Annotated in this window: 22 protein-coding genes; 15 read left to right on the plus strand and 7 right to left on the minus strand. The window is 65.6% G+C overall.

Features of this window, described 5'->3' with window-relative positions; genetic code table 11:
* Positions 1-298 precede the first annotated feature (298 nt).
* From AWB83_RS23410 to AWB83_RS23450, 9 genes are all read left to right on the plus strand, one after another.
* Complete coding sequence (locus AWB83_RS23410; protein WP_087048008.1) at positions 299-1318, plus strand: bile acid:sodium symporter family protein; 1020 nt, start codon at positions 299-301, stop codon at positions 1316-1318.
* Between the two features lie 308 nt (positions 1319-1626).
* Positions 1627-2679 carry an acyl-CoA dehydrogenase family protein gene (locus AWB83_RS23415; RefSeq protein WP_087048009.1) on the plus strand — a complete coding sequence of 351 codons (1053 nt, stop codon included), beginning with the start codon at positions 1627-1629 and terminating at the stop codon, positions 2677-2679.
* On the plus strand, positions 2667-3458 hold the full coding sequence (locus AWB83_RS23420; RefSeq protein WP_087048010.1) for a PIG-L deacetylase family protein: 792 nt from the start codon (positions 2667-2669) through the stop codon (positions 3456-3458). Before AWB83_RS23415 ends, AWB83_RS23420 begins: the two co-directional genes overlap by 13 nt.
* On the plus strand, positions 3455-4066 hold the full coding sequence (locus AWB83_RS23425) for a class I SAM-dependent methyltransferase (protein ID WP_087048011.1): 612 nt from the start codon (positions 3455-3457) through the stop codon (positions 4064-4066). Before AWB83_RS23420 ends, AWB83_RS23425 begins: the two co-directional genes overlap by 4 nt.
* Positions 4067-4270: 204 nt before the next feature.
* Positions 4271-5290: a LacI family DNA-binding transcriptional regulator gene (locus tag AWB83_RS23430; protein WP_087048012.1), complete on the plus strand. Its 1020-nt coding sequence runs from the start codon at positions 4271-4273 to the stop codon at positions 5288-5290.
* Complete coding sequence (locus AWB83_RS23435; RefSeq protein WP_087048013.1) at positions 5287-6540, plus strand: AGE family epimerase/isomerase; 1254 nt, start codon at positions 5287-5289, stop codon at positions 6538-6540. Before AWB83_RS23430 ends, AWB83_RS23435 begins: the two co-directional genes overlap by 4 nt.
* A 4-nt stretch (positions 6541-6544) precedes the next feature.
* The gene (locus AWB83_RS23440) at positions 6545-7456 is read left to right on the plus strand and encodes a carbohydrate kinase family protein (RefSeq protein ID WP_087048014.1); all 912 of its coding nucleotides are present in this window, start codon (positions 6545-6547) and stop codon (positions 7454-7456) included.
* Between the two features lie 64 nt (positions 7457-7520).
* Positions 7521-7742: a hypothetical protein gene (locus AWB83_RS23445; protein WP_087048015.1), complete on the plus strand. Its 222-nt coding sequence runs from the start codon at positions 7521-7523 to the stop codon at positions 7740-7742.
* A 69-nt stretch (positions 7743-7811) separates the two neighbouring features.
* Positions 7812-8057: a hypothetical protein gene (locus AWB83_RS23450; protein ID WP_087048016.1), complete on the plus strand. Its 246-nt coding sequence runs from the start codon at positions 7812-7814 to the stop codon at positions 8055-8057.
* Between the two features lie 20 nt (positions 8058-8077).
* Here the strand turns inward: AWB83_RS23450 and AWB83_RS23455 are convergent, their stop codons facing one another.
* The gene (locus tag AWB83_RS23455; RefSeq protein ID WP_087048017.1) at positions 8078-8734 is read right to left on the minus strand and encodes a glutathione S-transferase family protein; all 657 of its coding nucleotides are present in this window, start codon (positions 8732-8734) and stop codon (positions 8078-8080) included.
* Between the two features lie 244 nt (positions 8735-8978).
* Here AWB83_RS23455 and AWB83_RS23460 point away from each other — a divergent pair, with 244 nt between their 5' ends.
* The gene (locus AWB83_RS23460; protein ID WP_087048018.1) at positions 8979-12557 is read left to right on the plus strand and encodes an indolepyruvate ferredoxin oxidoreductase family protein; all 3579 of its coding nucleotides are present in this window, start codon (positions 8979-8981) and stop codon (positions 12555-12557) included.
* Here the strand turns inward: AWB83_RS23460 and AWB83_RS23465 are convergent, their stop codons facing one another.
* On the minus strand, positions 12558-13877 hold the full coding sequence (locus tag AWB83_RS23465; RefSeq protein ID WP_087048091.1) for an EAL domain-containing protein: 1320 nt from the start codon (positions 13875-13877) through the stop codon (positions 12558-12560).
* Between the two features lie 392 nt (positions 13878-14269).
* Here AWB83_RS23465 and AWB83_RS23470 point away from each other — a divergent pair, with 392 nt between their 5' ends.
* Positions 14270-15937: a Na+/H+ antiporter gene (locus AWB83_RS23470; RefSeq protein WP_087048019.1), complete on the plus strand. Its 1668-nt coding sequence runs from the start codon at positions 14270-14272 to the stop codon at positions 15935-15937.
* 170 nt (positions 15938-16107) lie between these two features.
* Here the strand turns inward: AWB83_RS23470 and AWB83_RS23475 are convergent, their stop codons facing one another.
* The 5 genes from AWB83_RS23475 to AWB83_RS23495 form a co-directional block, all read right to left on the minus strand.
* Positions 16108-17409 (minus strand): solute carrier family 23 protein, encoded by a 1302-nt coding sequence (locus tag AWB83_RS23475; protein WP_087048020.1) that lies wholly within the window; start codon positions 17407-17409, stop codon positions 16108-16110.
* A gap of 152 nt (positions 17410-17561) precedes the next feature.
* On the minus strand, positions 17562-19121 hold the full coding sequence (locus AWB83_RS23480; RefSeq protein WP_087048092.1) for a methyl-accepting chemotaxis protein: 1560 nt from the start codon (positions 19119-19121) through the stop codon (positions 17562-17564).
* A 534-nt stretch (positions 19122-19655) separates the two neighbouring features.
* Entirely contained in the window at positions 19656-20198 is a 543-nt protein-coding gene (locus AWB83_RS23485) for a response regulator transcription factor (protein ID WP_087048093.1), read from the minus strand.
* Between the two features lie 43 nt (positions 20199-20241).
* A complete protein-coding gene (locus tag AWB83_RS23490; protein WP_087048021.1) occupies positions 20242-21540 on the minus strand; it encodes an ATP-binding protein in 1299 nt (432 codons plus the stop codon).
* A 159-nt stretch (positions 21541-21699) separates the two neighbouring features.
* Positions 21700-21921, minus strand: coding sequence for a cysteine-rich CWC family protein (locus AWB83_RS23495; RefSeq protein ID WP_087048022.1), 222 nt, complete (start codon positions 21919-21921; stop codon positions 21700-21702).
* A 145-nt stretch (positions 21922-22066) separates the two neighbouring features.
* On the opposite strand from AWB83_RS23495, the gene argB reads away from it, so the two are divergent.
* The 4 genes from argB (at position 22067) to metW (ending at position 25801) form a co-directional block, all read left to right on the plus strand.
* Positions 22067-22966: an acetylglutamate kinase gene (gene argB, locus AWB83_RS23500; RefSeq protein ID WP_014190130.1), complete on the plus strand. Its 900-nt coding sequence runs from the start codon at positions 22067-22069 to the stop codon at positions 22964-22966.
* A 67-nt stretch (positions 22967-23033) separates the two neighbouring features.
* On the plus strand, positions 23034-23798 hold the full coding sequence (locus AWB83_RS23505) for a pyrimidine 5'-nucleotidase (RefSeq protein ID WP_087048023.1): 765 nt from the start codon (positions 23034-23036) through the stop codon (positions 23796-23798).
* A gap of 252 nt (positions 23799-24050) precedes the next feature.
* Entirely contained in the window at positions 24051-25196 is a 1146-nt protein-coding gene (metX, locus tag AWB83_RS23510) for a homoserine O-succinyltransferase MetX (RefSeq protein WP_087048024.1), read from the plus strand.
* Positions 25193-25801 (plus strand): methionine biosynthesis protein MetW, encoded by a 609-nt coding sequence (gene metW, locus AWB83_RS23515; RefSeq protein ID WP_087048025.1) that lies wholly within the window; start codon positions 25193-25195, stop codon positions 25799-25801. Before metX ends, metW begins: the two co-directional genes overlap by 4 nt.

Consider the following 25801-nt stretch of genomic DNA (forward strand, 5'->3'; position numbering starts at 1 on the left):
CGTCAGAGTTTTTCGCCTTGGCTGCGTGATTTGGACGGCGAAATCATGTGACGAAAGTTCTGTTGGGCAGACGAATTTCGGAGACCACAAAATGACCTGCGAACGGCCCGAATGTTGCTGTTTCTGCACCTTTGATCTGGCTCAACTCTTCCGGAGCTTTCATGCGATTTGGTAATCAATCGATCCAGTAAATGAATTTGCCAATTTAATCGGCTACGGGCGAAAATCATGGTTTTCCTGACTTGACGCCGGGAACGCCGAACAGCTCAGTCCGGCATGTCCAAGTGCGAGACTCTGAATGGCAAGGCCAAAACTTCTTCCCGACAATTTCACGCTGGCGCTCGTCGGCACCGTCATCCTCGCCAGTTTCCTGCCCTGTCGCGGCAGTGCGGCGGTCGCGTTCAACTGGATCACGAATATCGCCATCGGCTTGCTGTTCTTCCTGCACGGAGCAAAACTTTCGCGCGAGGCGATCGTCGCCGGTGCGACCCATTGGCGGCTGCACCTCGTCGTCCTGCTGAGCACCTTCGCGCTGTTCCCGCTGCTCGGGCTCGCGCTCAAGCCGGTGTTGACGCCGCTCGTCACGCCCGCGCTGTATACCGGCATCCTCTTCCTGTGCACGCTGCCGTCGACCGTGCAATCGTCGATCGCGTTCACGTCCATGGCCAAGGGCAACGTGCCGGCGGCAGTGTGCAGCGCGTCCGCCTCGAGCCTGCTCGGCATTTTCATCACGCCGGCGCTCGTGGGGCTCGTCGTGAGCAATCACGGCGCGACCACCGGCTCGCCGTGGCATACGGTCGGCAACATCACCCTGCAACTGCTCGTGCCCTTCATCGCCGGTCAACTGCTGCGGCCGGCGATCGGCGCGTGGATCGACCGGTACCGCGCGATCCTCAAGTTCGTCGATCAGGGCTCGATCCTGCTCGTCGTGTATGTCGCCTTCAGCGAGGCCGTGAACGAAGGCATCTGGCATTCGATCTCGCTTTCGACGCTCGCGGGCCTGGTGGCGGTAAACATCCTCCTGCTGGCGGCGGCGCTTTTCATCACGGCGTTCACGGCCAAGCGACTGGGCTTCAGCCGCGCGGACCAGATCACCATCATTTTCTGCGGCTCGAAGAAGAGCCTTGCTTCCGGCATTCCGATGGCGAAAGTGATCTTCGCGTCGCACGCGGTGGGCACCGTGGTTCTTCCGCTGATGCTTTTCCATCAGATCCAGCTCATGGTGTGCGCGGTGCTCGCGCAGCGCTGGGGCTCGCGCAAGACCGCCGCCGAAACGGCGCGCGAAAGCAAGAGCGTCGCTGCGCCTGCACGCCGCTGATCCTAGCTTCACCTTCCCTTCCTCTGACCAAGGCCGCCGCGTGCGGCCTTTGCATCATTTGACGCCGACGGCGCGCCGGCGTCGATTCGTCCGAATGGCATAGGCACAAAAAACCTGCGCTTTCGCATCGATGCGCGAATGTCGCCTGCCTCGCGTCCGGCGCTTTGGCCTATGTCTTCTTGCCTAATGGCGGCCGGGCATGTCGCTTGCCACACTCGTGTTCAGAACCAGGCAGAAAAGGACAGAGGACCAGCCATGCGGACACAACTCGCCCCACGTCGGCCAGGGCAGGAACGATGAACCACGTCATGTCGATCCCAGCCTCGACCATCAGCGCCCATCGCCCGACGGCAGCCGCCTTGCGCGACTTCCTCGGCGCGATGCCATTTCAGCGAGGCAGCGCGGCAGCCGCGGGCCGTGCGCTGCGCGCCCTGATCGACGAGCGGCTCGATCGGCTGCCCTTGCCCGGTCGCGGCGAGACCGTCGAGCGGTGGCGCGCGCTCGGCGCGGTGGCCGAGTTCGACCTGTCGCTCGTTAAGCTGTACGAAGGCCATACGGATGCCCTCGCGATCCTCGCCGAACTCGGCGCCGAGGAGCTGGGAGAAGGCAGCGCATGGGCCGTGTGGGCGGCCGAGCCGCCGAGCGCACGGCTGTCGGCATTGGGCGACCGTGGCGCGGAAACGCTGCTGCTGCAAGGCACGAAGGCGTGGTGCTCCGGCGCGGCATCGGTCACGCGCGCGCTCGTGACGGCCTGGAACGAGTGGAACGAACCCGTGCTCGCCGCGGTCGACCTGGGTCATCCCGGCGTGCGCGTCACCGATTCAGGCTGGCATGCGGTCGGCATGCAGGCGAGCGCGAGCGTGGACGTGCGTTTCGAGCAGGTGCTGGCGCGGCCCATCGGCCCGCCGCGCGCCTATCTCGAGCGCCCCGGATTCTGGCAAGGCGGTGCGGGAATCGCCGCGTGCTGGTTCGGCGCGGCCGCCGGAATCGCGGAATTCGTCGCGCGCGACGCACGGCGCCGCAGCGGTCCGCACAAGCTCGCGCATCTCGGCGCGATTGACACGACGCTGCGCGCCACGGCCGCGCTGCTGCGCGAGACCGCGGCTTTCATCGACCGCGCGCCGCAAGCCGACGCCATGACACATGCGATTCGCGCGCGCCTCGCGGCGGAGCATGCGGCGACGTGCGTCATCGAGCGCGCCGGCCGGTCGCTCGGCGCGGGACCGCTGTGCCGTGACGCGCATTTCGCGCAGTTGATGGCTGATTTGCCGGTATTCATTCGGCAAAGCCACGCCGAGCGGGATGAAGCATCGCTCGCCGAGCGCATGCTCGCGGAGGAAGGGATCTCATGGCAAGTGTGAGCACGCGAGCGCTGACAGGCCGAAGCGTCCGCAGCCGCAAGATATCCGGCGAGGGAACGCTCGAAGCCGCCTGGCAGGGGTCGACGCGCCTCAATGCGCTGCCCGAGGTCGCCCCGGGGGAACTGGTGCCGCTCGGCGCGCGAGCTGTCGTCGTTGCGCCGCACCCTGACGACGAAGTGCTTGGCATCGGTGGACTGCTCGCGCGGCTCTCGGAAATCAACCGGAACATTCTCATCATCGCGGTAACGGACGGCACTGCGAGCCACCCCGATTCCCGCGAGTGGCCACCGGAACGGCTTGCAAGCGTGCGCCCCCAGGAAACGAGAGAGGCGTTGCAGCGCCTGCATCTGCGTCAGGTCCAGGTGGTCCGGCTCGGCCTCAAGGACGGCGATGGAAGACATTTCGAGCCGGCTTTATCAGAACGTCTATCCAGGCATCTTCAACCAAGCGATATCGTTTTCGTCACCTGGCGCTACGATGGACATCCCGACCACGAGGCATCCGGGCGCGCCGCTCATTCCGCGGTCAGCGCGCTCGAACTGCCGTGCGTGGAAGTGCCGCTCTGGACATGGCACTGGGCGTCGCCGGACGACACGCGCGTGCCATGGAGCCGTGCTCGCCGCATCGTTCTCGACGAAGACACGCACGCCCGAAAGCTTCGAGCCGTGCAGGCTTTCAGGAGCCAACTCGAACCCGACGCAACAACAGGTCAGGCGGCGGTCCTGCCCGCGCATGTGCTGGCCCGGCTGACCCGGCCTTTCGAAGTCGTCCTGATGTGAAAACCGACAACAACAATACTAAGCAGTACTTCGATAGTCTGTATCGAGACAGCGACGATCCCTGGAAGATCAGGGGGCGCTGGTATGAACGGCGCAAGCGGGCGCTCACGCTCGCCTCGCTTCCCCACGAACGCTATGCGCGCGCTTTCGAGCCCGGCTGCGGCAACGGCGAGTTGACTGCGCTGCTCGCCGCGCGTTGCGAGGAACTCATCGCGACAGACATTTCCGAAGACGCGGTCGCGCTCACGCGCCGGCGCGTCGCCGAATTTCCGCATGTGAAGGCGGAGCCGATGTTGGTCCCCGACGTCTGGCCAGCGGGCAAGTTCGATCTCGTCGTGGTCAGCGAGATCGGCTATTACCTTGACGAGCCACAGCTATGGCATATCGTCGAGCACATACGCCGGACCTTGTCGACTGACGGCGCTGTCGTCGCGTGTCATTGGCGTCGGCCCATCGAAGGATGGAGCCAGGCCGGCGACGAAGTGCATGCGAAGTTGCGCGGCCGCATGAGTCTTCCGCTGCTCTGTCATTACTGGGACGACGATCTGGTGCTCGACGTGTGGGCCACGGACCCAAGATCCGTCTATCTGCGTGAAACGCCTGCATAGTGTTTCCTTAATTTTACTAAACAAACAAATCGCAAGAAATCTCATATACGACAAGGCTCTACGGGTTTTCTCCAAGCCTGAGCAGGGCAATCGCGGCATGGTTTTACTATACAATCGCCCCGAACGAGCTGATTCGTCGGTCGCGATAAACATCGCGCCGCCGGAACGACAGCCGGACAACAGGCGGAGACAGAAAACACCACGATGGCCACCACCATTCGCGATGTCGCGCGCGCGGCAAGCGTCTCGATCGGGACGGTTTCGCGCGCGCTCAAGAATCAACCGGGCTTGTCCGAAGCGACGCGCGTACGCGTCGTCGAGGTCGCCCAGAAACTTGGCTACGACTCCGGACAGTTGCGCACGCGCATCCGTCGCGTGACGTTTCTGCTGCATCGGCAGCACAACAATTTCGCCGTCAGCCCGTTTTTCTCGCATGTGCTCCACGGCTTCGAGGAAGCGTGCCGCGAGCGGCGGCTCGTGCCGTCCGTGCTTACCGCCGGCCCGACCCAGGATCTCGCGCAGCAGATGCGCCTGCACGCGCCCGACGCCATCGCAGTCGCGGGCTTCGTCGAGCCGGAACTGCTCGCCCATCTTCATTCGCTCGCGCGCCCGACCGTGCTGATCGACCTGCGCGCGCCGGGCTTCCGCTCGGTCAACATCGACAACGTGAAAGGCGCCTCGCTCGCGATGCAGCATCTGTTCGCGCTCGGACGGCGGCGCGTCGCGTTCATCGGCGGGTCGCTCGCGCATCACAGCATCGCGCAGCGCGCGCTCGGCTATCGCAAGGCGTATTTCGATGCGGGCCTGCTCTTCGATCCCACGCTCGAAATCGTGACGCTGCCGGGCCTGCCCGCCGATCTCGCCGCCGCCGACGCCATGGAGCGCCTGATCGCGGACGCCCGCGCGCAATCCAGTCCGCTGCCCGACGCAGTTTTCGCCTATAACGATGCAGCGGCCCTCGCCGCGATGCGTGTCTGTCTCGCGCACGGGCTGCGCGTGCCGGAGGACGTCGCGTTCGTCGGCTTCGACGATATTCCGGCCGCCGCGCAGAGCACGCCGCCGCTCTCGACCGTGACCGTCGACAAGGAAGCGCTCGGGCGGCGCGGCGTCGAATTGCTGCTGGAGGACCAATCGGGGCCGCCGAGTCAGGCCGACACGCTCGTTGCAGTCAACTTCGTCGCCCGCGCGAGCTCGGGCGCGAAACAGGACATCAGCACGCCATGAACATGACCGCCTCACCTGCCATCGCGGAAGAAGCGCCAGCAGAACGCGCGATCGACTTCCGCAGCCGCGACTTCCTGCTCTCGCACGTGCGCGACACGCTCGCGTTCTATGCGCCCAATGCGCGCGACCCGTCCGGCGGCTTCTTTCATTTCTTCAAGGACGACGGCAGCGTCTACGACCGCACGACGCGCCATCTCGTCAGCAGCACGCGCTTCGTCTTCAATTACGCGATGGCGTACCGTCACTTCGGCGATGCGCGCTATCAGGACGACGCGCGCCACGCGTTCGAATTCCTGCGCGACGCGCACTGGGACGCCCAGCACGAAGGCTACGACTGGGAAATCGACTGGCGCGACGGCCGCAAGCGCACGCTCGACGGCACGCGCCACTGCTACGGCATGGCCTTCGTGCTGCTCGCGTGCGCGCACGCGGCGATGGCCGGCATCGACGAAGCGAAGCCGATGATCGACGAAACCTTCGCGCTGATGGAGCGCCGCTTCTGGGACGCCGACGCCGGCCTCTACGCCGACGAAGCCACGCCCGACTGGCAGCTTTCGGACTATCGCGGGCAGAACGCGAACATGCACGCGACCGAGGCGCTGCTCGCGGCCTATGAGGCGACCGGCCACGTCATCTATCTGGATCGCGCGGAAAAGATCGCCGGCAACATCACGCTGCGTCAGGCGAAGCTCTCGCATGGGCTCGTCTGGGAGCACTTTCGCCGCGACTGGTCGGTCGACTGGCACTACAACGAATCGGACAGCTCGAACATCTTCCGTCCGTGGGGCTTTCAGCCGGGTCATCAGACCGAATGGGCGAAGCTTCTGCTGATTCTCGAGCGGCATCGCGCGCTGCCGTGGCTCGCGCCGCGCGCCGTCGAACTGTTCGACGCGGGCTTCAGCCGCGCTTGGGACAGCCGCCACGGCGGTCTGTATTACGGCTTCGGCCCCGACGACACGATCTGCGACCACGACAAATACTTCTGGGTGCAGGCGGAAAGCTTCGCGGCGGCGGCGCTGCTCGGCGCGCGCACAGGCCGCGAGCGCTTCTGGGATTGCTACGACGAACTCTGGCGCTACAGCTGGGCGCATTTCGTCGATCACCGGTACGGCGCGTGGTATCGCATCCTCACGTGCGACAACCGCAAGTACGGCGATGAGAAGAGTCCCGCCGGCAAGACCGACTATCACACGATGGGCGCGTGCTACGAAGTGCTGAACGCGCTGGCTTTATCACGCAACACACGGTGAAAAAATGGCAATCGAACAAGCAAGCTTCCCGCAATTCGTCTCCGCCGGCGACATCCTCACCGACATGATTCGCACGGACGTGTCGAGCTGGCTCTCGCGCCCGGGGGGCGCGGGCTGGAACGTGGCGCGCGCGGTCGCGCGGCTCGGCCTGCCTACCGCCTGCGCCGGCTCGCTCGGCGTGGACAACTTCTCGGACGACCTGTGGGAAGCGAGCGTCGCATCGGGGCTCGACATGCGCTTCATGCAGCGCGTCGAGCGCCCGCCGCTGCTCGCGATCGTCCACAAGACGCAGCCGCCGACGTACTACTTCATGGGCGAGAACGGCGCGGATCTCGCGTTCGATCCGTCGAAGCTGCCGCAAGGCTGGATGGAGCGCGTGAAGTGGGCGCATTTCGGCTGCATCAGCCTCGTGCGCCAGCCGCTCGGCGCCACGCTCGCCGGGCTCGCCGGGCGACTGCGCGATCACGGCGTGAAGATCAGCTTCGATCCGAACTATCGCAACCTGATGGAGCACGGCTACGAGCCGATCCTGCGCAACATGGCGGGGCTTGCCGATCTCATCAAGGTGTCGGACGAAGACCTGCACATGCTCTTCAAGGGCATGCCGGAGGCGGACGCGCTCGCGAAGGTCCGTTCGATGAATCCGCAGGCCACCGTGCTCGTCACGCGCGGCTCAGCGCAAGCGACGCTCTACGCCGGGGATAATCAGTACAGCGCGCGTCCGCCGAGCGTCGAAGTGGCGGATACGGTCGGCGCGGGCGATGCGTCCATCGGCGGCCTGCTCTACAGCCTCATGGCGCGCCACGGCGAGTGGCCCGATCATCTGAAGTTCGCGCTCGCGGCGGGCGCGGCGGCGTGTCGTCATTCGGGCGCGCATTCGCCCTCGCTGGAAGAGGTCGAGGAGTTACTGAAATAACCGTCGCACGCGTTACATATCAGCGTGCTAGCATGGATTCGTCCTTGCCGGAGGCGAATCCAACATGGAAGACACCACCTATACGAAAGGCATCTATACCGCGACGATCGGCGTGCGCGCCCTCGATGACGGGCAGTTCCAGGGGCTCGTCTCGTTGACGCGCGACGACGGCGAGGCGGCCGATGCGACACTCTACGAAGTGGAAGCCACATCGGAGAACGAAGAAGAAGCGCTCAACGAAGCGCGCGCGCTCGCGCACCGCATCCTCGGGGAAATCGAACTGTAGGCGGCCGCATCGGCGCGCGGCGCGGTTCGCTTCGCGTCGCGGCGCCTCCCGGCTGCATCGGAGGGCATCATGCCTGAGCAGGTCTTCCTTTACGGCGTCTACTCGATCCACGTGAGGCCGGTCGAGCTCCAAGGCTCGCGCTGGGACGCGGAGTACGAGATCCGGCATCACGACAAGGCAGTCCAGGCGTGGACGACGGTCGGCGGCGACGACGGTCTCACGGACCAGGCCGAGGCGATCGAGCTCGCTCACCAGCGCGCCGTGTCGGATATCGAAGCCGGCGCGGGCATTCCGAAGCCGCGCGCGTTTCCCTGATCTTCGCCCCGCTAGCCGGCTTACGGCCGCGACTCTTCCGCGCCGTGCGCCACGCCCACGTGAGGCTTGAGCGCCAGCCGCTCCGCCTCGCGATGATCGATCGCCGACGCGCGCTCGTGGCCTTCCCGCGCAAGCGAGCGCTCGACGTAATCGAAGAGCACGCCCTGCGGCTCGATCAGCTTCGCGATGAACGCGATCTGCAGCGTGCTCGCCGCGAGAATATCGGCGGCGGTGAATTGATCGCCGAGCAGCCACGGCCCTTCTTCCAGCGCGCTCTCGATCGCGTGCTCGACGCGCCCCAGATCGCCCCAGCCGAAGCTCACGGTATTGCCTGGCGCGCCGGTCACGCGCTCGGCCATCGCCGGCTCCAGGCATGAGCCGGTGAAAAACATCCACTGAAGAAAGCGGCCGCGCGCCGGATCGTGAAGCGGCACGCCAAGGCCGCATTCCGGATACCGGTCCGCGAGATAGAGCAGCACCGCGCCCGATTCGGCCACGCGCACGCTGCCGTCTTCCAGCGCCGGCAGTTTCGACATCGGATTGACGCGGCAGAAATTCGGATCGTTCTGCGCGCCCGCGCGGATGTTCACGAACTCGAGCTGATACGGGACGCGCATTTCTTCGAGCATCCACAGCGCGCGGAAGGCGCGCGTCTTCGGCCAGTAGTAGAGCTTCATCGGCGTCGTTTTCCTCGGCTTTCGAGTCGTTCAGGTTAGTCCCAAATCGCGCTGGAACGCGCGGCACTTCGCCTCGGGTTTACGCGTAGCCGCGTGAGATCGAGAAAATTCCTCTCGATCATCTCAAAAACGAAGGCGTTGTTTCTCGATGCGCGCCGAATCCGGGCGAGTGCGCAAAAACATTCCGCGGTTGTCGGCAAAGAATGGCGCATTGCCTCGCATACCAAAATTACACGGAGATTCCATGAACGCGCGCGTCCCCGCCGAAGCTTTTTCCCCATGCACGAACGAGCCCGCGTTGTCGGACTATCAATTGAGCGACAACCTGAGCGCCACGACCGGACGCATTTTCCTCACCGGCACGCAGGCGCTGGTGCGTCTCGTCCTGATGCAGCGCGCGCTCGACCGGGCGGCCGGGCTCAACACGGCGGGCTTCGTCAGCGGCTATCGCGGTTCGCCGCTCGGGATGGTCGATCAGCAACTGTGGAAGGCGAAGAAACTGCTCGCGTCGCACGACGTGCGCTTTCTGCCTGCGATCAACGAAGAACTCGGCGGCACCGCCGTGCTCGGCACGCAGCGCGTCGAATCGGATGCGGAGCGCACGGTCGACGGCGTGTTCGCGATGTGGTACGGCAAGGGCCCGGGCGTCGATCGCGCGGGCGATGCGCTCAAGCATGGCAACGCCTACGGCTCGTCGCCGCACGGCGGCGTGCTCGTCGTCGCGGGCGATGACCACGGCTGTGTTTCGTCCTCCATGCCGCATCAGAGCGATCAGACGATGATCTCGTGGCACATGCCGGTGGTGAATCCGTCGAACGTCGCGGACATGCTGGAGTTCGGCATCTACGGCTGGGCGCTGTCGCGCTTCTCGGGCGCGTGGATCGGCTTCAAGGCGATTTCGGAGACGGTCGAATCCGGCTCGACGGTCGATCTCGGCGCGCTTCGCACCGACTGGAAAGCGCCCGACGATTTCACGCCGCCGCAGGGCGGCCTGCACAACCGCTGGCCCGATCTGCCGAGCCTCACGATCGAAGCGCGCCTCGCCGCGAAAATCGAGGCCGTGCGCCATTTCGCGCGCGCAAACAGCATCGACAAGTGGATCGCGCCGAGCCCGCGCGCGGACGTCGGCATCGTGACGTGCGGCAAGGCGCATCTCGATCTGATGGAAGCGCTGCGCCGCCTCGAACTCACCGTCGATGATCTCGATGCCGCCGGTGTGCGCATCTACAAGGTCGGGCTGTCGTATCCGCTGGAGACGACGCGTCTCGAAACCTTCGTCGAGGGTCTGTCGGAAGTGCTCGTGATCGAGGAGAAAGGGCCGATCGTCGAGCAGCAGATCAAGGAGCATCTCTACAACCGCGTCGACGGCGCGCGGCCGGTCGTGGTCGGCAAGAACGCGCGGGACGGTTCGGCGCTTCTCAGCGCACTCGGCGAACTCAGGCCTTCGCGCGTGCTGCCGGTGTTCGCGGACTGGCTCGCACGCCACAAGCCGGCGCTCGATCGCCGCGACAAGGTGGTCGATCTCGTCGCGCCGCAGATCCTCTCGAATGTCGCCGATGCCGTGAAGCGCACGCCCTACTTCTGCTCGGGCTGCCCGCACAACACGTCGACGAAGGTGCCGGAGGGTTCGGTCGCGCAGGCGGGCATCGGCTGTCACTTCATGGCGTCGTGGATGGAGCGCGACACCACCGGCCTGATTCAAATGGGCGGCGAAGGCGTCGACTGGGCGTCGCATTCGATGTTCACGAAGACGCCGCACGTCTTCCAGAATCTCGGCGACGGCACGTACTTCCATTCGGGCATTCTCGCGATTCGCCAGGCAGTCGCCGCGAAGGCGAACATCACGTACAAGATTCTCTACAACGATGCCGTCGCGATGACGGGCGGCCAGCCTGTCGACGGCAGCATCTCCGTGCCGCAGATCGCGCGGCAGGTGGAAGCGGAAGGCATCGCGCTGCTGGTGGTGGTCAGTGACGAGCCCGAAAAATACGATGGCCACGAAGATCAGTTCCCGCGCGGCACGACGTTCCATCACCGCAGCGAACTGGACGACGTGCAGCGCCGTCTGCGCGACACGCCGGGCGTCACCGTGCTCATCTACGATCAGACGTGCGCCGCCGAAAAGCGCCGCCGCCGCAAGAAGGGCGAGTTTCCCGATCCGGACAAGCGCCTCTTCATCAACGAAGCCGTGTGCGAAGGCTGCGGCGATTGCGGCGTGCAGTCGAATTGCCTGTCGGTCGAGCCGGTCGAAACCGAACTCGGCCGCAAGCGGCGCATCGATCAGTCGTCGTGCAACAAGGACTATTCGTGCGTGAACGGATTCTGCCCGAGCTTCGTCACGCTCGAAGGCGCGAAGCTGAAGAAGGCCGAAGGCCACGCGTTCGATCCCGCCGAGCTTGCGCGCCGCGTCGATGCGCTGCCGCTGCCGCAAGGCCATCTCGACCGCGCGCCGTACGACATTCTCGTGACTGGCGTCGGCGGCACGGGCGTCGTGACGGTGGGCGCGCTCATCAGCATGGCGGCGCATCTGGAAGGCAAGAGCGCGTCGGTGCTCGATTTCATGGGCTTCGCGCAGAAGGGCGGCTCGGTGCTGTCGTTCGTGCGCTTTGCCGCGACGGACGCGCTGCTCAACCAGGTGCGCATCGACACGCAGCAGGCCGATCTGCTGCTCGCGTGCGACATGGTCGTCGGCGCGAGCCCGGAAGCGTTGCAGACGGTGCGGCACGATCGCACGAAGATCGTCGTGAACACGCACGCGATTCCGAACGCGAGCTTCGTGCAGAACCCGGAGGCGAATCTTCATGCGGATGCGCTGCTCGACAAGATGCGTCACGCGGCGGGCGCCGGTGCGCACGACGCATTGCGCAGCTGCGACGCGCAATCGCTCGCGACGCGCTTTCTCGGCGACACCATCGGCGCGAACATACTGATGCTCGGCTTCGCGTGGCAGCTCGGGCTCGTGCCGCTGTCGCTCGCGGCGCTGATGCGCGCGATCGAGCTGAACAATGTGGCGGTCACATCGAACAAGTTCGCGTTCTCCATCGGCCGGCTCGCGGCGGCGGACATGGCTTCGCTGGATGCGTTGACGGCGCAGGTGCTGGCCAAGCGCGTCGTGATGGATCAGATGTCGCTGCCCGAACTGATCCGCGATCGCGAGGAGCGGCTGCTGGCATACGGCGGCGCAAAATATGTCGAGCGCTATCGCAAGCTGGTGAACGCGGCGGCCGGACATGAACCGATCGCGCGCGCGATCGCGATCTCGTTCTACAAGCTGCTCGCCGTGAAGGATGAATATGAAGTCGCGCGCCTGCACGCGGACCCGGCATTTCGCGCCGCGCTCGCCGCGCAGTTCGAAGGCACGGCGGGCGAGAGCTATGCCGTGAAGTTCAACCTCGCGCCGCCGGTGCTATCGCATGACGTACCGAAGAAGAAGGTCTTCGGCCAATGGCTGTGGCCGGTGCTCGGCGGCCTCGCGAAGTTCCGCGCCTTGCGCGGCGGTGCATTCGATGTCTTCGGCAAGACGCTCGAACGCCGCATGGAACGCCGGCTCGCCGACGACTTCGAGATCACGATGACGCGCGCCCTCGCGAAACTCGATGCGGACAACGCCGGGGACGTGAAGGCGCTCGCCGCGCTCTTCGAGCGCGTGCGCGGCTACGGCCACGTGAAGCTCGCGAACGTCGCGATGGTCAAGCGCAGCGAGCGCGAGATCGCCGCGCGCCTCGGCATCGACGCGGCGACGGGCGACGCGGTGCGCGCCGCCATCGACACGATGAAGGGCGCAGCGTCGCTGAAAGGCATTCCGGTGGTCGTCGCGAAGTGATCAATCCGCGTCGTCCTCGGCGATCCAGTCGATGTCGCCGCACAGCACGCAGCGCTTGCCTTCCGAGCGCGTCTCCACCGACAGCGTGACGCAGGGCATCGCCTCGTTGATCGAGAGATACGGCTTCGTGACGTGCACGCGCTCCGGATCGCCGAGCGCCGCGCGGAAGTACGGGCGGCGCAGCCAATTCGCGCCTTGCGCGTCGATCAGCGGCAGAAAGCGCGCCTCGTGCGCGGCGCGGTCCGCGCGCAGCACCACGTTGCGGCCCGCCTGCCTGCCGTTCTGATCGAGCAGGAAGCAGCGCGCGGCGTTATCGAGCGCAAGGAAGTTCCAGCACACCTCTTCGAGCGGCTCGCCCGACGCGAGCCGCTCGGCGGCGCGCTCGAACGCGCGCATGTACGGTTGCAGGCGCGTGGCGACGCGGCGCTCGCGCGCCTCGGTCTGCAGGCGGTAGCGCTCCGTCAGCTCGCCGATCACCGTCTGCGCGTGCACGCTGTCGGCGGGTCCCGGATGCGGCCGCGCGAAGAAGAAGCCCTGCACGAAGTCCGCGCCGCTCGCGAGCGCCAGTTGCGCCTCGTGCTCGGTCTCGACGCCTTCTATCAGCACGAGCTTGCCCGCTTCATGCAGCAGCGACACGATGCCCGACAGCACCGCCTCCATGTTCTGGCGTTGCTTGAGCGTGCGCGGCGACAGCGCCGCATGCACGTTCTGGCCGGCATGCGAAAGCATCACGCGATCGAGCTTGACGATATCCGGATCGAGCTGCCAGATGCGCTCGATGTTCGTGTGCCCCGCGCCGAAATCGTCGAGCGCGATGAGAAAGCCCTGCTCGCGGAACTGCTGCACGGCGAGCGCGAGCCGCTCGATGTCCTCCGCGCTCTGCTCCAGCACTTCGAGCACGACGCGGCGCGGCTCGAGATGCAGGCGCTTGAGATTGGCCATCAGCGCCGCCGCGTGATACGGCTCGGTCAGCGCGCCCGGATGCACGTTGAGAAAGAGCCATTCGGTCTGCGCGCCGAGCATCTTGAAGTTCTCGAGATGCAGGGCCTGCGCGAGCCGGTCGATCTGCAGCGCTTCGCCGACGCGCGATGCCTGCCCGAACACGTCGAGCGGCGAGACCGGCCGGTCGAGCGCATCGTGCGCGCGCAGCAGGCCTTCGTAGCCGACCGCACGCATGTGCGACAGGCTGAACACCGGCTGAAACACGCTCGACAGCGTCCAGTCGCCGTGTTCGACCGAATAGCGGTCGAGGCCGGACATCACGCCCAGCTCGAAGCTGCGCGCGGAAACCGTCGTTTTCTCCGGATTTGCGATCACCATGCCGATCCCCTCGCCTCCATGTTGCGGCGAAGCGCGCTCGACCTGCGCGTGCCTTGCGTCGTCAATGCCCCCGGACCCGCGCTCGATCCGTTCCATACCGTTTTCATAGAACAGCCCTCGATGATCTCGTCGGGAGTCTCAGCGTCCCGTGATTTTCGATAAAGCAAGCTCCATGCGCACGAAGACGAGCGAAGCGGCACGATTCGTCGTCCGTTTGCCCGCGTCATGCACCGCCGGCAGGCGAGCTCAAGTGCACGCGCACCGTTACGGTGCGAAACCGGGCGGCCCGTTCTCTGCCTGCTTCGCGAGCACCGGCTAAACTTTCGGCTCATCGAAACAAATGCCAGACGCCGCGTGCGCCGGCCGCTCGCGCGTCTTGCTGTAGCGCACACATGGAAATCGTTTTTACCGTCCTCATTCTTCTGCTGGCCGTGGCGCTCTCGGGGCTGGGCCTGAGCCTGCTCCCGATCAAGCTGCCGCTGCCGCTCATCCAGATCGCGCTCGGCGCGCTGCTCGCCTGGCCGGGCTTCGGGCTGCACGTCACCTTCGATCCCGAGCTCTTCATGCTTCTGTTCATCCCGCCGCTGCTGTTCGCGGACGGCTGGCGCATTCCGAAGCGCGAGCTCTTCATGCAGCGCCGCGCGATCCTGATGCTCGCGCTCGGGCTCGTGTTCATCACGGTCGGCGTGCTCGGCTACTTTCTGCACGCGATGATTCCGTCGATGCCGCTGCCCGTCGCCTTCGCGCTCGCGGCCGTGCTCTCGCCGACCGATGCCGTCGCCCTGACGGGCATTGCCGGGCGCAACCGCATTCCCGCGAATCTGATGCACATTCTCGAGGGCGAGGCGCTGATGAACGACGCGTCGGGCCTCGTCGCGCTGAAGTTCGCCATTGCCGCCGCGCTGACGGGCGTGTTTTCGCTGCGAGACGCGACCATCAGCTTTTTCATCATCGCGGCGGGCGGACTCGCGATCGGCGCGGCGATCAGCTGGGCCGTCACGGAGATTCCGTCGCGTCTTCTGAAGTTCTCGGAGGACGACGACCCGGCGGCGGGCGTGATCCTCACGATCCTGATTCCGTTCGCGGCGTACGTCGTGGCCGAGCATACGGGCTGCTCGGGCATTCTGGCCGCGGTGTCGGCGGGCATGATGATGAACATCCAGAGCTTGCGCGACAGCATTCCGAGCGCGGTGCGCGTGCGCATGACGAGCACGTGGACGATGATCGAGTTCGTCTTCAACGGCATGGTGTTCATCCTGCTCGGGCTGCAGTTTCCGCACATCATCGGACAGGCGCTGGTGGAGGCACACCACGATGGGAACGCACGCGTCGGCATGCTGCTCGGCTACGTGTTCGCGACCTTGGTCGCGCTCTATGCGTTGCGTTTCGTGTGGGTGTATTCGCTGCGCTGGGTCGCGGCCCGCAGAACGGCGAAGCAGGGTCTGGAAAGCGCCGCGCCCGGTTTTCGCACGCTTGCGCTGACGACGATCGGCGGCGTGCGCGGCGCGGTCACGCTCGCGGGCGTGCTGTCGCTGCCCGAGACGCTGGCGAACGGCGTGCCGCTTGGCGGGCGCGATGTGGCGATCTTCATTGCGTCGGCGGTGATTCTCGTGTCGCTTCTGATTGCGGTCGTGGGCTTGCCGCTGATGCTGCGCGGCATCGAGCGCGAGCGCAATCCGCATGCGGCGGAGGAGCGCATGGCGCGACGCCGCGCGGCGCAGGCGGCGATCCGCGCGATCGACGACACGCACGACGAGATGATCGAGCAGATGGACGAAGCCGCGTCGGCGAGATGCGCTGATTCGACTGCGCGCGTGATGAGCCTGTATCGGCGGCGGCTCGAGCAGCTTGGTGACGACGAAGCGCCGCGGGCGGCTGCCAGGAAGAGCGAGATGATGGAAACGCGACTGAAGGTGGCCGCGCTGCGCGCGGAACGCGCCGAGTTGCTGAAGTTGCGCTACGCGCAGGCGATCAATGATGAGACGTTGAACAAGCTGATGCGGGAGATTGATCTTTCGGAGACTGCAATTGTGAATCGGAAGCGTGGGACGGCTGTGTAGGTTGATTGGGGACGGTGGGTTTGGTTTGCTTCGGCTGTCGCCGGATCCCGTTTTCGTGTCGGTCTATTGGCACTGCCCCTGTGCGGGGCAACACAAATAGACCGCTAAGAATTCAGGATTCCACGAAAGCCCAAGCGAACCAAAAACCCCCAGCGTCACGCAAAAAAACCTCAAACAACCCCAGCCCCCCGCCTCCGCAGCAACGCATAAAAAACAATCGCTCCAAACGTAGCCGTCCCGATGCCGCCAAGCGCAAACCCGCCGAGCTTGAGCGTGAAATCACCAGTGCCAAGCACAAGCGTAACCGCCGCGACGATCAAATTACGGTTATCCGAGAAATCCACCTTGTTGACGACCCAGATCCGCGCACCCGTCACCGCGATCAGCCCGAACACGACGATCGACACACCACCCAGCACCGGCCCCGGAATAGTCTGAATGAGCGCGCCGAACTTCGGCGAAAACCCGAGCACGATCGCAAACAGCGCCGCGATCACGAACACGAGCGTCGAGTAGATCTTGGTGACGGCCATCACGCCAATATTCTCGGCGTAGGTCGTCACGCCCGTGCCGCCCGCGAAGCCCGATGCGATCGTCGCCAGCCCGTCGCCGATGAACGCGCGGCCGATGTACTTGTCGAGGCTCCTGCCCGTCATCGCGCCAACAGCCTTGATGTGCCCGAGATTCTCCGCGACCAGAATGATCGCGATCGGCGCGAGCAGCGTCATCGCCGGCGCTTCGAACACGGGCGCCGTGAAGTGCGGCATGCCGAACCACGCCGCATTCGCCACGATCGAAAAGTCGATCGGCTTGCCCATGCTCATGCCGTTGGTCAGCACCGCATAGATGCAGTACGCAATCGCCAGGCCGATCAGGATCAGCAGGCGCTGCGCCATGCCGCGCGCGAACACCGCCACCGCGCCGACACAGAGCACGGTGACGAGCGCCATCCACGAATCGAAGCTGCTGCCCATCACACCCTTCACCGCGATGGGCGCGAGATTCAGCCCGATCACGCAGACGATCGCGCCCGTAACCACCGGCGGCATCAGCGCTTCGATCCATTTCGTGCCGACCGCCGCGACGATCAGCCCGATGATCGCGTAAGCCACGCCGCACGCAATGATCCCGCCCAGCGCCACCGGAATGTTCATGTTCGGGCCATGGCCGCCGTAGCCCGTCACCGCGATCACGAGCCCGATGAACGCGAAGCTCGAACCGAGATAGCTCGGCACGCGGCCGCCGACCAGCACGAAGAACAGCAGCGTGCCGACGCCCGACATGAAGATGCACAGATTGGGATCGAAGCCCATCAGCAGCGGCGCGAGCACCGTCGAGCCGAACATCGCGACGACGTGCTGAATGCCCATCGCGATCATCTGCGGCCAGGGCAGTCGCTCGTCGGGCGCGACGACGCGCCCCTCCGCGGCATCCGGCTGAACCGGCCAGCGCGGGAAATAGGAATCGGACATTGGGCGGGCCTCCTTCTCGGCGGTGAAGCGCCGTCCGTACGGCGCGCTTGATGAAAAACAGGCGCGAGTGTACGGAGCGCGCCCTCGGGTGGCAAGCGAGCCGATATTACGGCCCTTTCACCTTCCTCCGCCCGCGCGGTGTCACGCCCTTCTCAAGCACCGCGCTCCAGCTCGAAGACCGCGACCGCCCCCTTCAGCTGCTCGGCCTGATCGGCCATCGCGCCCGCGGCAGCCGCCGCCTGCTCGACGAGCGCCGCGTTCTGCTGCGTCACCTGATCCATCTGCGCAACGGCGCGGTTCACCTGCTCGATGCCCGCGCTCTGCTCGTGCGAAGCCGACGAGATCTGCGCCATGATGTCGGTCACGCGCTGCACGGCCTGCGTCACTTCGGCCATCGTCGCGCCGGCGCGCTCGGCGAGCGCCGCGCCGCTGTCGACGCGCGCCGTCGATGCCTCGATCAGCTCCTTGATCTCCTTCGCGGACGTCGCGCTGCGCTGTGCGAGCGAGCGCACTTCGGCCGCGACCACCGCGAAGCCGCGGCCTTCCTCGCCCGCGCGCGCCGCTTCGACGGCGGCGTTCAGCGCGAGAATGTTGGTCTGGAACGCGATGCCCTCGATCACGGCGATGATGTCCGTCATGCGTTTGGAGCCCGCCGCCAGTTCGCGCATGTTGTCCACCACTTCGCCGACCAGTTCGCTGCCGCGCGCCGACACGTCCGACGCGCCGCGCGCGAGGCCGCTTGCTTCGTCCGCGTTGCTGGCGTTCTGGCGCACGGTGTGCGTGAGCTGCTCCATGCTCGACGCCGTTTCCTCCAGCGACGCGGCCTGTTCCTCCGTGCGCTGCGACAGATCCGTATTGCCCTGCGCGATCTCACGCGATGCGAACAGGATCGAATCGCTCGATTGGCGAATCCCGCCGACGATGTCCGCGAGCTTCGTGCTCATGTTGCCGAGGCTCGCCAGCATGCTGCTGTCGTCGCCGGGACGCGTGGCGACGCGCGTCGTCAGGTCGCCGCGCGCGATGCGGTCGGCGATATCCGCCGCGTACGCCGGCTCGCCGCCGAGCTGCGCGGCAAGGCGCCGTCCGATCAGCGCCGCGAGCAGCGCGCCCGCCACCATCGCGCCGAAGACCAACGCGAGCATCACGACGCGCATCGTTGCGTATTCCGAGGCGGCCTCCCCGCGTGCATCGGTTGCGCGCTTGCGCTTGAAGTCGGCGAGCCGCTGAAGCGCGTCGCGCGCCTTCTCGCTCGCGGCGATCGCGCGCGAGATGAGGCCCATCTGGTCGACGTCGACCGGCATCGGCTTTTTGCCCATCTGTATCAGCACGATGTCTTCCCATGCGGCGACGGACTTGCTCGCGGCGTCGTAGAGCGCGATGCCGTCGTCGGAGCGGATCGTCGGGCGCAAGCGCTCGAACGCGCGGTGCATGCTGTCGAGCGAACCCGACATGCCTTCCTTGAGCTTCGCCTTGCCGGCGTCGTCGGCGAAGGTCAGGTTGGCGGCGGCGAGATCGGTGTCGAGCTTGTTCTTGTTGACTTCCTCGACCCAATAGAGGCCGTCCATGTGACGGTCGCCGATGTCCTCGATCAGCCCGTGCATCTTCGCGAGCGAAATCACGCCGGTCGCGCCCACGCACGCGGTAAACAGAATCACCACCGCGAAAGACAGCAACAGCTTGCTGAGCACGGACAGGCGGTCAAACCATTTCATCGATGTCTCCTCTGCCGACCGGAGCGGCGCTTCGGCGCCCTGCTCCGGTCCCACGCCCCGCAGACGGCGTCCGCGGACAGCGCGGCGCGAACCCGGTTCGCGCACAGTGAGGCTTTACGGCGCTCGCTCCAACTTTCTTGAGCGCGCATGGAGGACATAACGGAGGCGGGATGGGAGCCAGAGTCCCGGCGAAAGAATCGCGAAAGCAACGAGAAAAAAACTGCCAAAAAGCAGACAAACTAAGCGGATTCTTAATTGGGAGTTTTCTTATTTGGATGCGGAACGCCGCACCGTATGCTGTCTACGTGCGTGTCCCCATGTTCGCGCATGTAGTCGTTGCAACTCTCCGATTACCGCCCTTGGCACCCGGCTTGGGCGGTTCTTTTTTTGGGCAGTTCTTTTTTGGCAATCGCGTTTGCGCGCGGCGCACGCGGGCGTTGCCGGTTCCCGTCGATATCACGTACTGTCCGCGCTATTTCGCGCGCGTCGGCAGACGTACTGCCGTTCGCACGCGAACTCTGCCGTCCGGAAGAATTACTGCCGCACCGGCTTCTTGGCCAGCTTGCGCTGCAAAGTCCGCCGATGCATGTTGAGCGCGCGCGCCGTCGCCGAGATATTGCCGTTGTTCTCGGCGAGCGCCCGCTGGATATGCTCCCATTCGAGCCGCGCGACGGAAAGCAGCGTCGGATTCTCGATCGCCTCCTCGGCGGTCTGCTCGCTGGCCTGCTCCTGGAGCGCTGAGAGAATCGTCTCGACGTTCGCCGGCTTCGCGAGATAGTTGTCCGCGCCGTCCTTCACCGCCTGTACGGCCGTTGCGATGCTGGCGTAGCCGGTCAGCACGAGAATGCGCGCATCGGGCTGCAGATCGCGCAGCGGCGCGACGAGCCGCAGGCCGGAATCGTTGCCCAGATGAAGATCGACCGTGATCTGGCCGAACTTGTGCTGGTTGGCGAGTTTCAGCGCTTCGTCCCCATCGTGCGCCTGATGCGGGGTGTAGCCGCGCCGTGCGAGACCGCGGGCGAGAATGCCCGAAAAGACTTCGTCGTCGTCGATGATCAGAAAATTGGTATCGCTCATGCTTTTTTCTCCGTAATGCTTGCCTGTGCGCCTGATTTCGAGTTCAGGCCGCGCCGCTTCGTTCAGTCCATGCCGCCTGCCCGTGCGCGGCGGCCGCGCCGCGGTTCGGCAGGCGCAACACCGCGTGCGTGCCGCGCGGCTCGCCATCGAAGAGTTCGATGGAACCGTTCAGGCGCGCCGCCGCGGCGAACGCCAGATAGAGCCCGACGCCGTGGCCGCCCTGCGTGCTGTCCACCGGCGCCGTGCCGAGCGCCGTGCGCAGCGCGGGGGGAATGCCCGGCCCGCGGTCGCACACGTCGAAGCGCACGGCGTGCTTCCCGTCGACGGTTTCGGCCGATGCCTGCAGCGTCACCGATTCGCTGCTCGCGCGCGCCGCGTTGTCGAGCAGAATCGTGAGGATCTGGCCGACCGCGACCGGATCGTCGATCGACGCGCCTGCCGGCGTCTGGCCGATCTGCGCGAACTTCACCTGCGGATGCCGCAGCCGCCATTGCTCGATGAAACTGGCGAGCCATTCGTCGAGCGCCTGACGGCTCGACGGCCCGGTCGCACGGCTGCGCAGGCGGGCGAGCGCCGACGTGCACAGCGCCATCTGCTGCTCGAGCAGTTCGAAGTCCGCTGCGTAGGGCGCGAGGTTCTTGTCGTGCGCGGCGGCGTCGCGTAGTTCCTCGGAGAGCATCGCGATGGTCGAGAGCGGCGTGCCCATCTCGTGCGCGACGGTCGCCGCCTGCACGCCGAGCGCGACCGCCCGCTCGTCGCGCAGATGGCGCTGCTGGACGTCGGCGAGCGCCGCATCGCGCGCGCGCAGCGCCCGCGACATGCGCGCGACGAACCAGCCGATCAGCCCGACGCTCACCATGAAGTTGACCCACAGGCCCATGCGGAAATAATCGAAGAGATTGGCAGGATTCTCGATATTGAGCGGCACGTAGTTGTAGCTGAGGAGCGCGTAACAGGCGACGGCGAATAGCGCGAGGCAGGCCATCATCGTCCACGGGAGAATCGCGGCGGCGATCGCGAGCGAGGGCAGATAGAGCGTGACGAACGGATTGGTCGCGCCGCCTGAGAGGAACAGCAGCGCCGAGAGCGCGCCCAGATCGACGCACATCTGGCCGAACAGTTCGAGGTTGGTCTCCGGACGCGCCCGCGCGACGCGCAGCCACGTGAGTCCGTTGAACACCATTTCCAGCGCGATCACGAGCAGCATCGCCGGCAGCGGGAGCTTCGCGCCGTAGAAGATCTGCACGACGGCGATCGTGCTCAGCTGGCCGATGATCGCGAGCGAGCGAAGCCAGAAGAGATGACCGAGATTGACCCGTCCGGTGTTGGTTATGCGATACATCTGATTGAGTGCCTGTCGTCGCCTGCATGAGCGCTTGAGCCGGGCCGCGGTCGGCGAACTCGCGCTCCCTGCGACATTATCCCGCTTGCATCAGGCTTGCTGCGGCATCTGGCGCGATTTGTCGCACCCCGGCTTGCCCGACGCCACGCGCGCCATCCGCTAGTCCGGCCGGGCGGCGCGCTCGATCTCGCGCGCGAGACACGCCGGACACAGGCAGCTCACGCCGGGCCGCAGACGATCGAGCGGCAACGCCGGCAGCGTCGCGCACCAGCAGGCGGCATCGCCCGCGAGCATGCCGCAGCGAAACGGCGCGCCGCACTGCGCACAAACTCGTGTGCCGTGCGCCTGCTCATCGCTCTGTTCAGGGGGGACGTTCATCATCTTGTCATCAATCGGCCAGAACGATGATCGCATGCCGGCGGCCCCGCCGGAAAACGTGAGGCCGCGTGCGGTAATTCGTCCTGTTGCGTTGCGTCAGTCCTGTACAATTCGGCGTGTTTAAACGCTCCTCGCCTCATTTGCCGCCATGTCCGAGCTACCCGACCTCACGCAAATCGCCCCGACCCTGAAGGCTGAAATCCTGGCCGAGGCGCTGCCCTATATCCGTCAGTATCATGGCAAGACGGTCGTGATCAAATACGGCGGCAATGCCATGACCGAGGAGCGCCTGAAGCAGGGCTTCGCGCGCGACGTGATCCTGCTGAAGCTCGTCGGCATCAACCCGGTGATCGTGCACGGCGGCGGCCCGCAGATCGACCAGGCGCTGAAGAAGATCGGCAAGCAGGGCACCTTCATTCAGGGCATGCGCGTCACCGACGAGGAGACGATGGAAGTCGTCGAGTGGGTGCTCGGCGGCGAGGTGCAGCAGGACATCGTCACGCTCATCAATCACTTCGGCGGCCACGCGGTCGGCCTGACGGGCAAGGACGGCGGCCTCATCCATGCGCGCAAGCTGCTCATGCCGGATCGCGATAATCCGGGCCAGTTCATCGACATCGGCCAGGTGGGCGAGGTCGAGGCCATCAACCCGGCCGTGGTGAAGGCGCTGCAGGACGACGCCTTCATTCCGGTGATCTCGCCGATCGGCTTCGGCGAAGACGGTCTCTCGTACAACATCAACGCGGACCTCGTCGCGGGCAAGCTCGCCGTCGTGCTGAACGCGGAGAAGCTCGTCATGATGACGAACATCCCCGGCGTGATGGACAAGGAGGGCAACCTGCTCACGGACCTTTCCGCGCGCGAGATCGATGCCCTCTTCGCGGACGGCACCATCTCCGGCGGCATGCTGCCGAAAATCTCCTCCGCGCTGGACGCGGCGAAGAGCGGCGTGCGCTCGGTGCACATCATCGATGGCCGCATCGAGCATTCGGTGCTGCTCGAAATCCTGACCGAGCAGCCGTTCGGCACGATGATCCGCTCGCATTGAGCCGCATCGCCCCGTTCCCGGCGCCCGCCCATGCGCGGGCGTTTTCTTTGGTGCAACGTAGAGGAACATGAGTCCACATCGCCCCGCTCGCCGTCGCCGCGTGAAGACGCGCGGTCCCGTCTGGCTCTTCGATCTGGACAACACGCTGCATCACGCGTCGCACCAGATCTTCCCGGCGATCAACCGCGCGATGACGCAGTACATCATGGATCGGCTGAACGTCGACATCGACGAGGCGAACCGGCTGCGCGTCGGCTATACGGTGCGTTACGGCGCGACGCTGCTCGGGCTCGTTCGCCATCACGGCGTCGACGCGGCCGACTTCCTGCACGAAGTGCACACCTTCGCCGATCTTCCGTCGATGCTGCGCGCCGAGCGCGGCCTCGCGCGGATGCTGCGCGCGCTGCCCGGACGCAAGATCGTGCTCACCAACGGGCCGACGCTGTACGCGCGCTCGGTGCTCGCGGAGCTGGGTATCGGCAAGCTGTTCGAACGCGTGATCGCGATCGAGGACATGCGCCGGGGCAACCGCTGGCGCGCCAAGCCCGACGCGCCGATGCTGCGCCATGCGATGCGCCGCGCGCACGTGCGTCTGGAAGATGCGATCCTCGTCGAGGATACGCGCGGGCATCTGAAGCGCTATCGGCGTCTGGGCATTCGCACGGTGTGGATCGTCGGACATCTGCCTGTCGCGCGGACGTCGAGCGGCGGCATGTCGGTGCGCATGCCGGGTGCGGGGCGGCCGCATTACGTCGATCGCACGGTGCGCTCGCTGCGCGCGCTGACGCTCGGCATGCGCGGCGGCGTGCCCAATGTGGCGAAGACGATCTGACGCGCGATCACGAAGCCCTCGAGCGCCCCGCTTGCGGGCCTTATGACGTTTTCCGCTATACTTCACCGCTAACGAGATTTTCTCGAACCATCCACAGCGCGCCGATTTGCTGACTCGATTGCGGGCGCGCGAACCTCAGTGCTTCGTAGCTGTTGGTTCACTATAAATGCGGCTAAAGAGGTCGTCAGCCGCGCACACCTTCCCTTCAGCGCTTCGCCGACACCGTTTAGCCGCTCAATCAAGGCGGAATGAATGGAATCGATCGGCATCGTCACTCCCCAAACACTGCGCTTCGCCGAGCCGCTCGCGATGCAGAACGGCTCGTCGCTCGCCGACTATGAGCTCGTCGTCGAGACTTATGGCGAGCTCAACGCCGCACGCTCGAACGCCGTGCTCGTGTGCCATGCGCTGAACGCGTCGCATCACGTCGCGGGCGTTTATGCCGATGAGCCGAAGAATGTCGGCTGGTGGGACAACATGGTCGGTCCCGGCAAGCCGCTCGACACGAATCGCTTCTTCGTCATCGGCGTGAACAATCTCGGCTCGTGCTTCGGCTCGACCGGGCCGATGAGCATCGATTGCGCGACGGGCAAGCCCTACGGCGCGCGCTTTCCCGTCGTCACGGTCGAAGACTGGGTGCATGCGCAGGCGCGCGTCGCGGACCGCTTCGGCATCGAACGCTTCGCGGCGGTGATGGGCGGCAGTCTCGGCGGCATGCAGGCGATGGCGTGGAGCATGATGTATCCGGAGCGGCTCGCGCATTGCATCGTCGTGGCTTCGACGCCGAAGCTTTCCGCGCAGAACATCGCGTTCAACGAGACGGCGCGCTCGGCCATCCTCTCCGATCCCGATTTCCACGGCGGCGACTATTACGCGCACGACGTGAAGCCGCGCCGCGGCCTGCGCGTCGCGCGCATGATCGGCCACATCACGTATCTGTCCGACGACGACATGGCCGTGAAATTCGGCCGCGCGCTGCGCCGCGCGGAGGGCGCGCTCGACGCGTACAACTTCAACTTCGATGTCGAGTTCGAAGTGGAGTCGTATCTGCGCTATCAGGCGGACAAGTTCGCCGAATACTTCGACGCCAACACGTACCTGCTCATCACGCGCGCGCTGGACTACTTCGATCCCGCGAAAGCCTTCGACGGCGATCTCACGCGCGCGCTCGCCAACACGCAGGCGAAGTACCTCGTCACGAGCTTCACGACCGACTGGCGTTTCGCGCCCGCGCGCTCGCGCGAGATCGTCAAGGCGCTGCTCGACAACAAGCGCACCGTGAGCTACGCGGAAATCGACGCGCCGCACGGCCACGACGCCTTCCTGCTCGACGACGCGCGCTATCACAACCTGATGCGCGCCTATTACGAACGCATCGCCACGGAGATCGGCGCATGAACCAGAACACACTCGATTCGCTCGCGCTGCGCTCGGATTTTCGGGCAATCGCCCGCTGGGTCGAGCCGCGCTCGACGGTGCTCGATCTCGGCTGCGGCGACGGCTCGCTGCTCTCGCTGCTCGGCGAGGAACTGGAGGTAAAGGGCTACGGCATCGAGATCAACGATGCGGGCGTGCTCGCGTGCGCGCAAAAAGGCGTGAACGTGATCCAGCAGAATCTCGAAGACGGCCTGCGTCTCTTCGAGGACGACAGCTTCGATTTCGCGATCCTCTCGCAGACGCTGCAGACCATTCATCAAACCGCCGCGATCCTGCGCGAGACGGTGCGCGTGGGGCGCGAGTGCATCGTGTCGTTTCCGAACTTCGGGTACTGGCAGCATCGGCTCTCGGTGATTCAGGGACGCATGCCGGTGTCGAAGTCGCTGCCCTATCAATGGCACAACACGCCGAACGTGCGCGTGCTGACCATCAAGGATTTCGAGGCGCTCGCGCCGGAAGTGGGCATCGAGATCCTGGACCGTGTGGTGCTGCACGACGGGCAATCGGTCCGTTGGGGCGCGAACTGGCGTGGTAGTCTTGCGGTCTATCGCGTGAAGCGCCGGTGA

The sequence above is a fragment of the Caballeronia ptereochthonis genome (genome assembly GCF_001545075.1).
Classification (GTDB): Bacteria; Pseudomonadota; Gammaproteobacteria; order Burkholderiales; family Burkholderiaceae; genus Caballeronia; species Caballeronia ptereochthonis.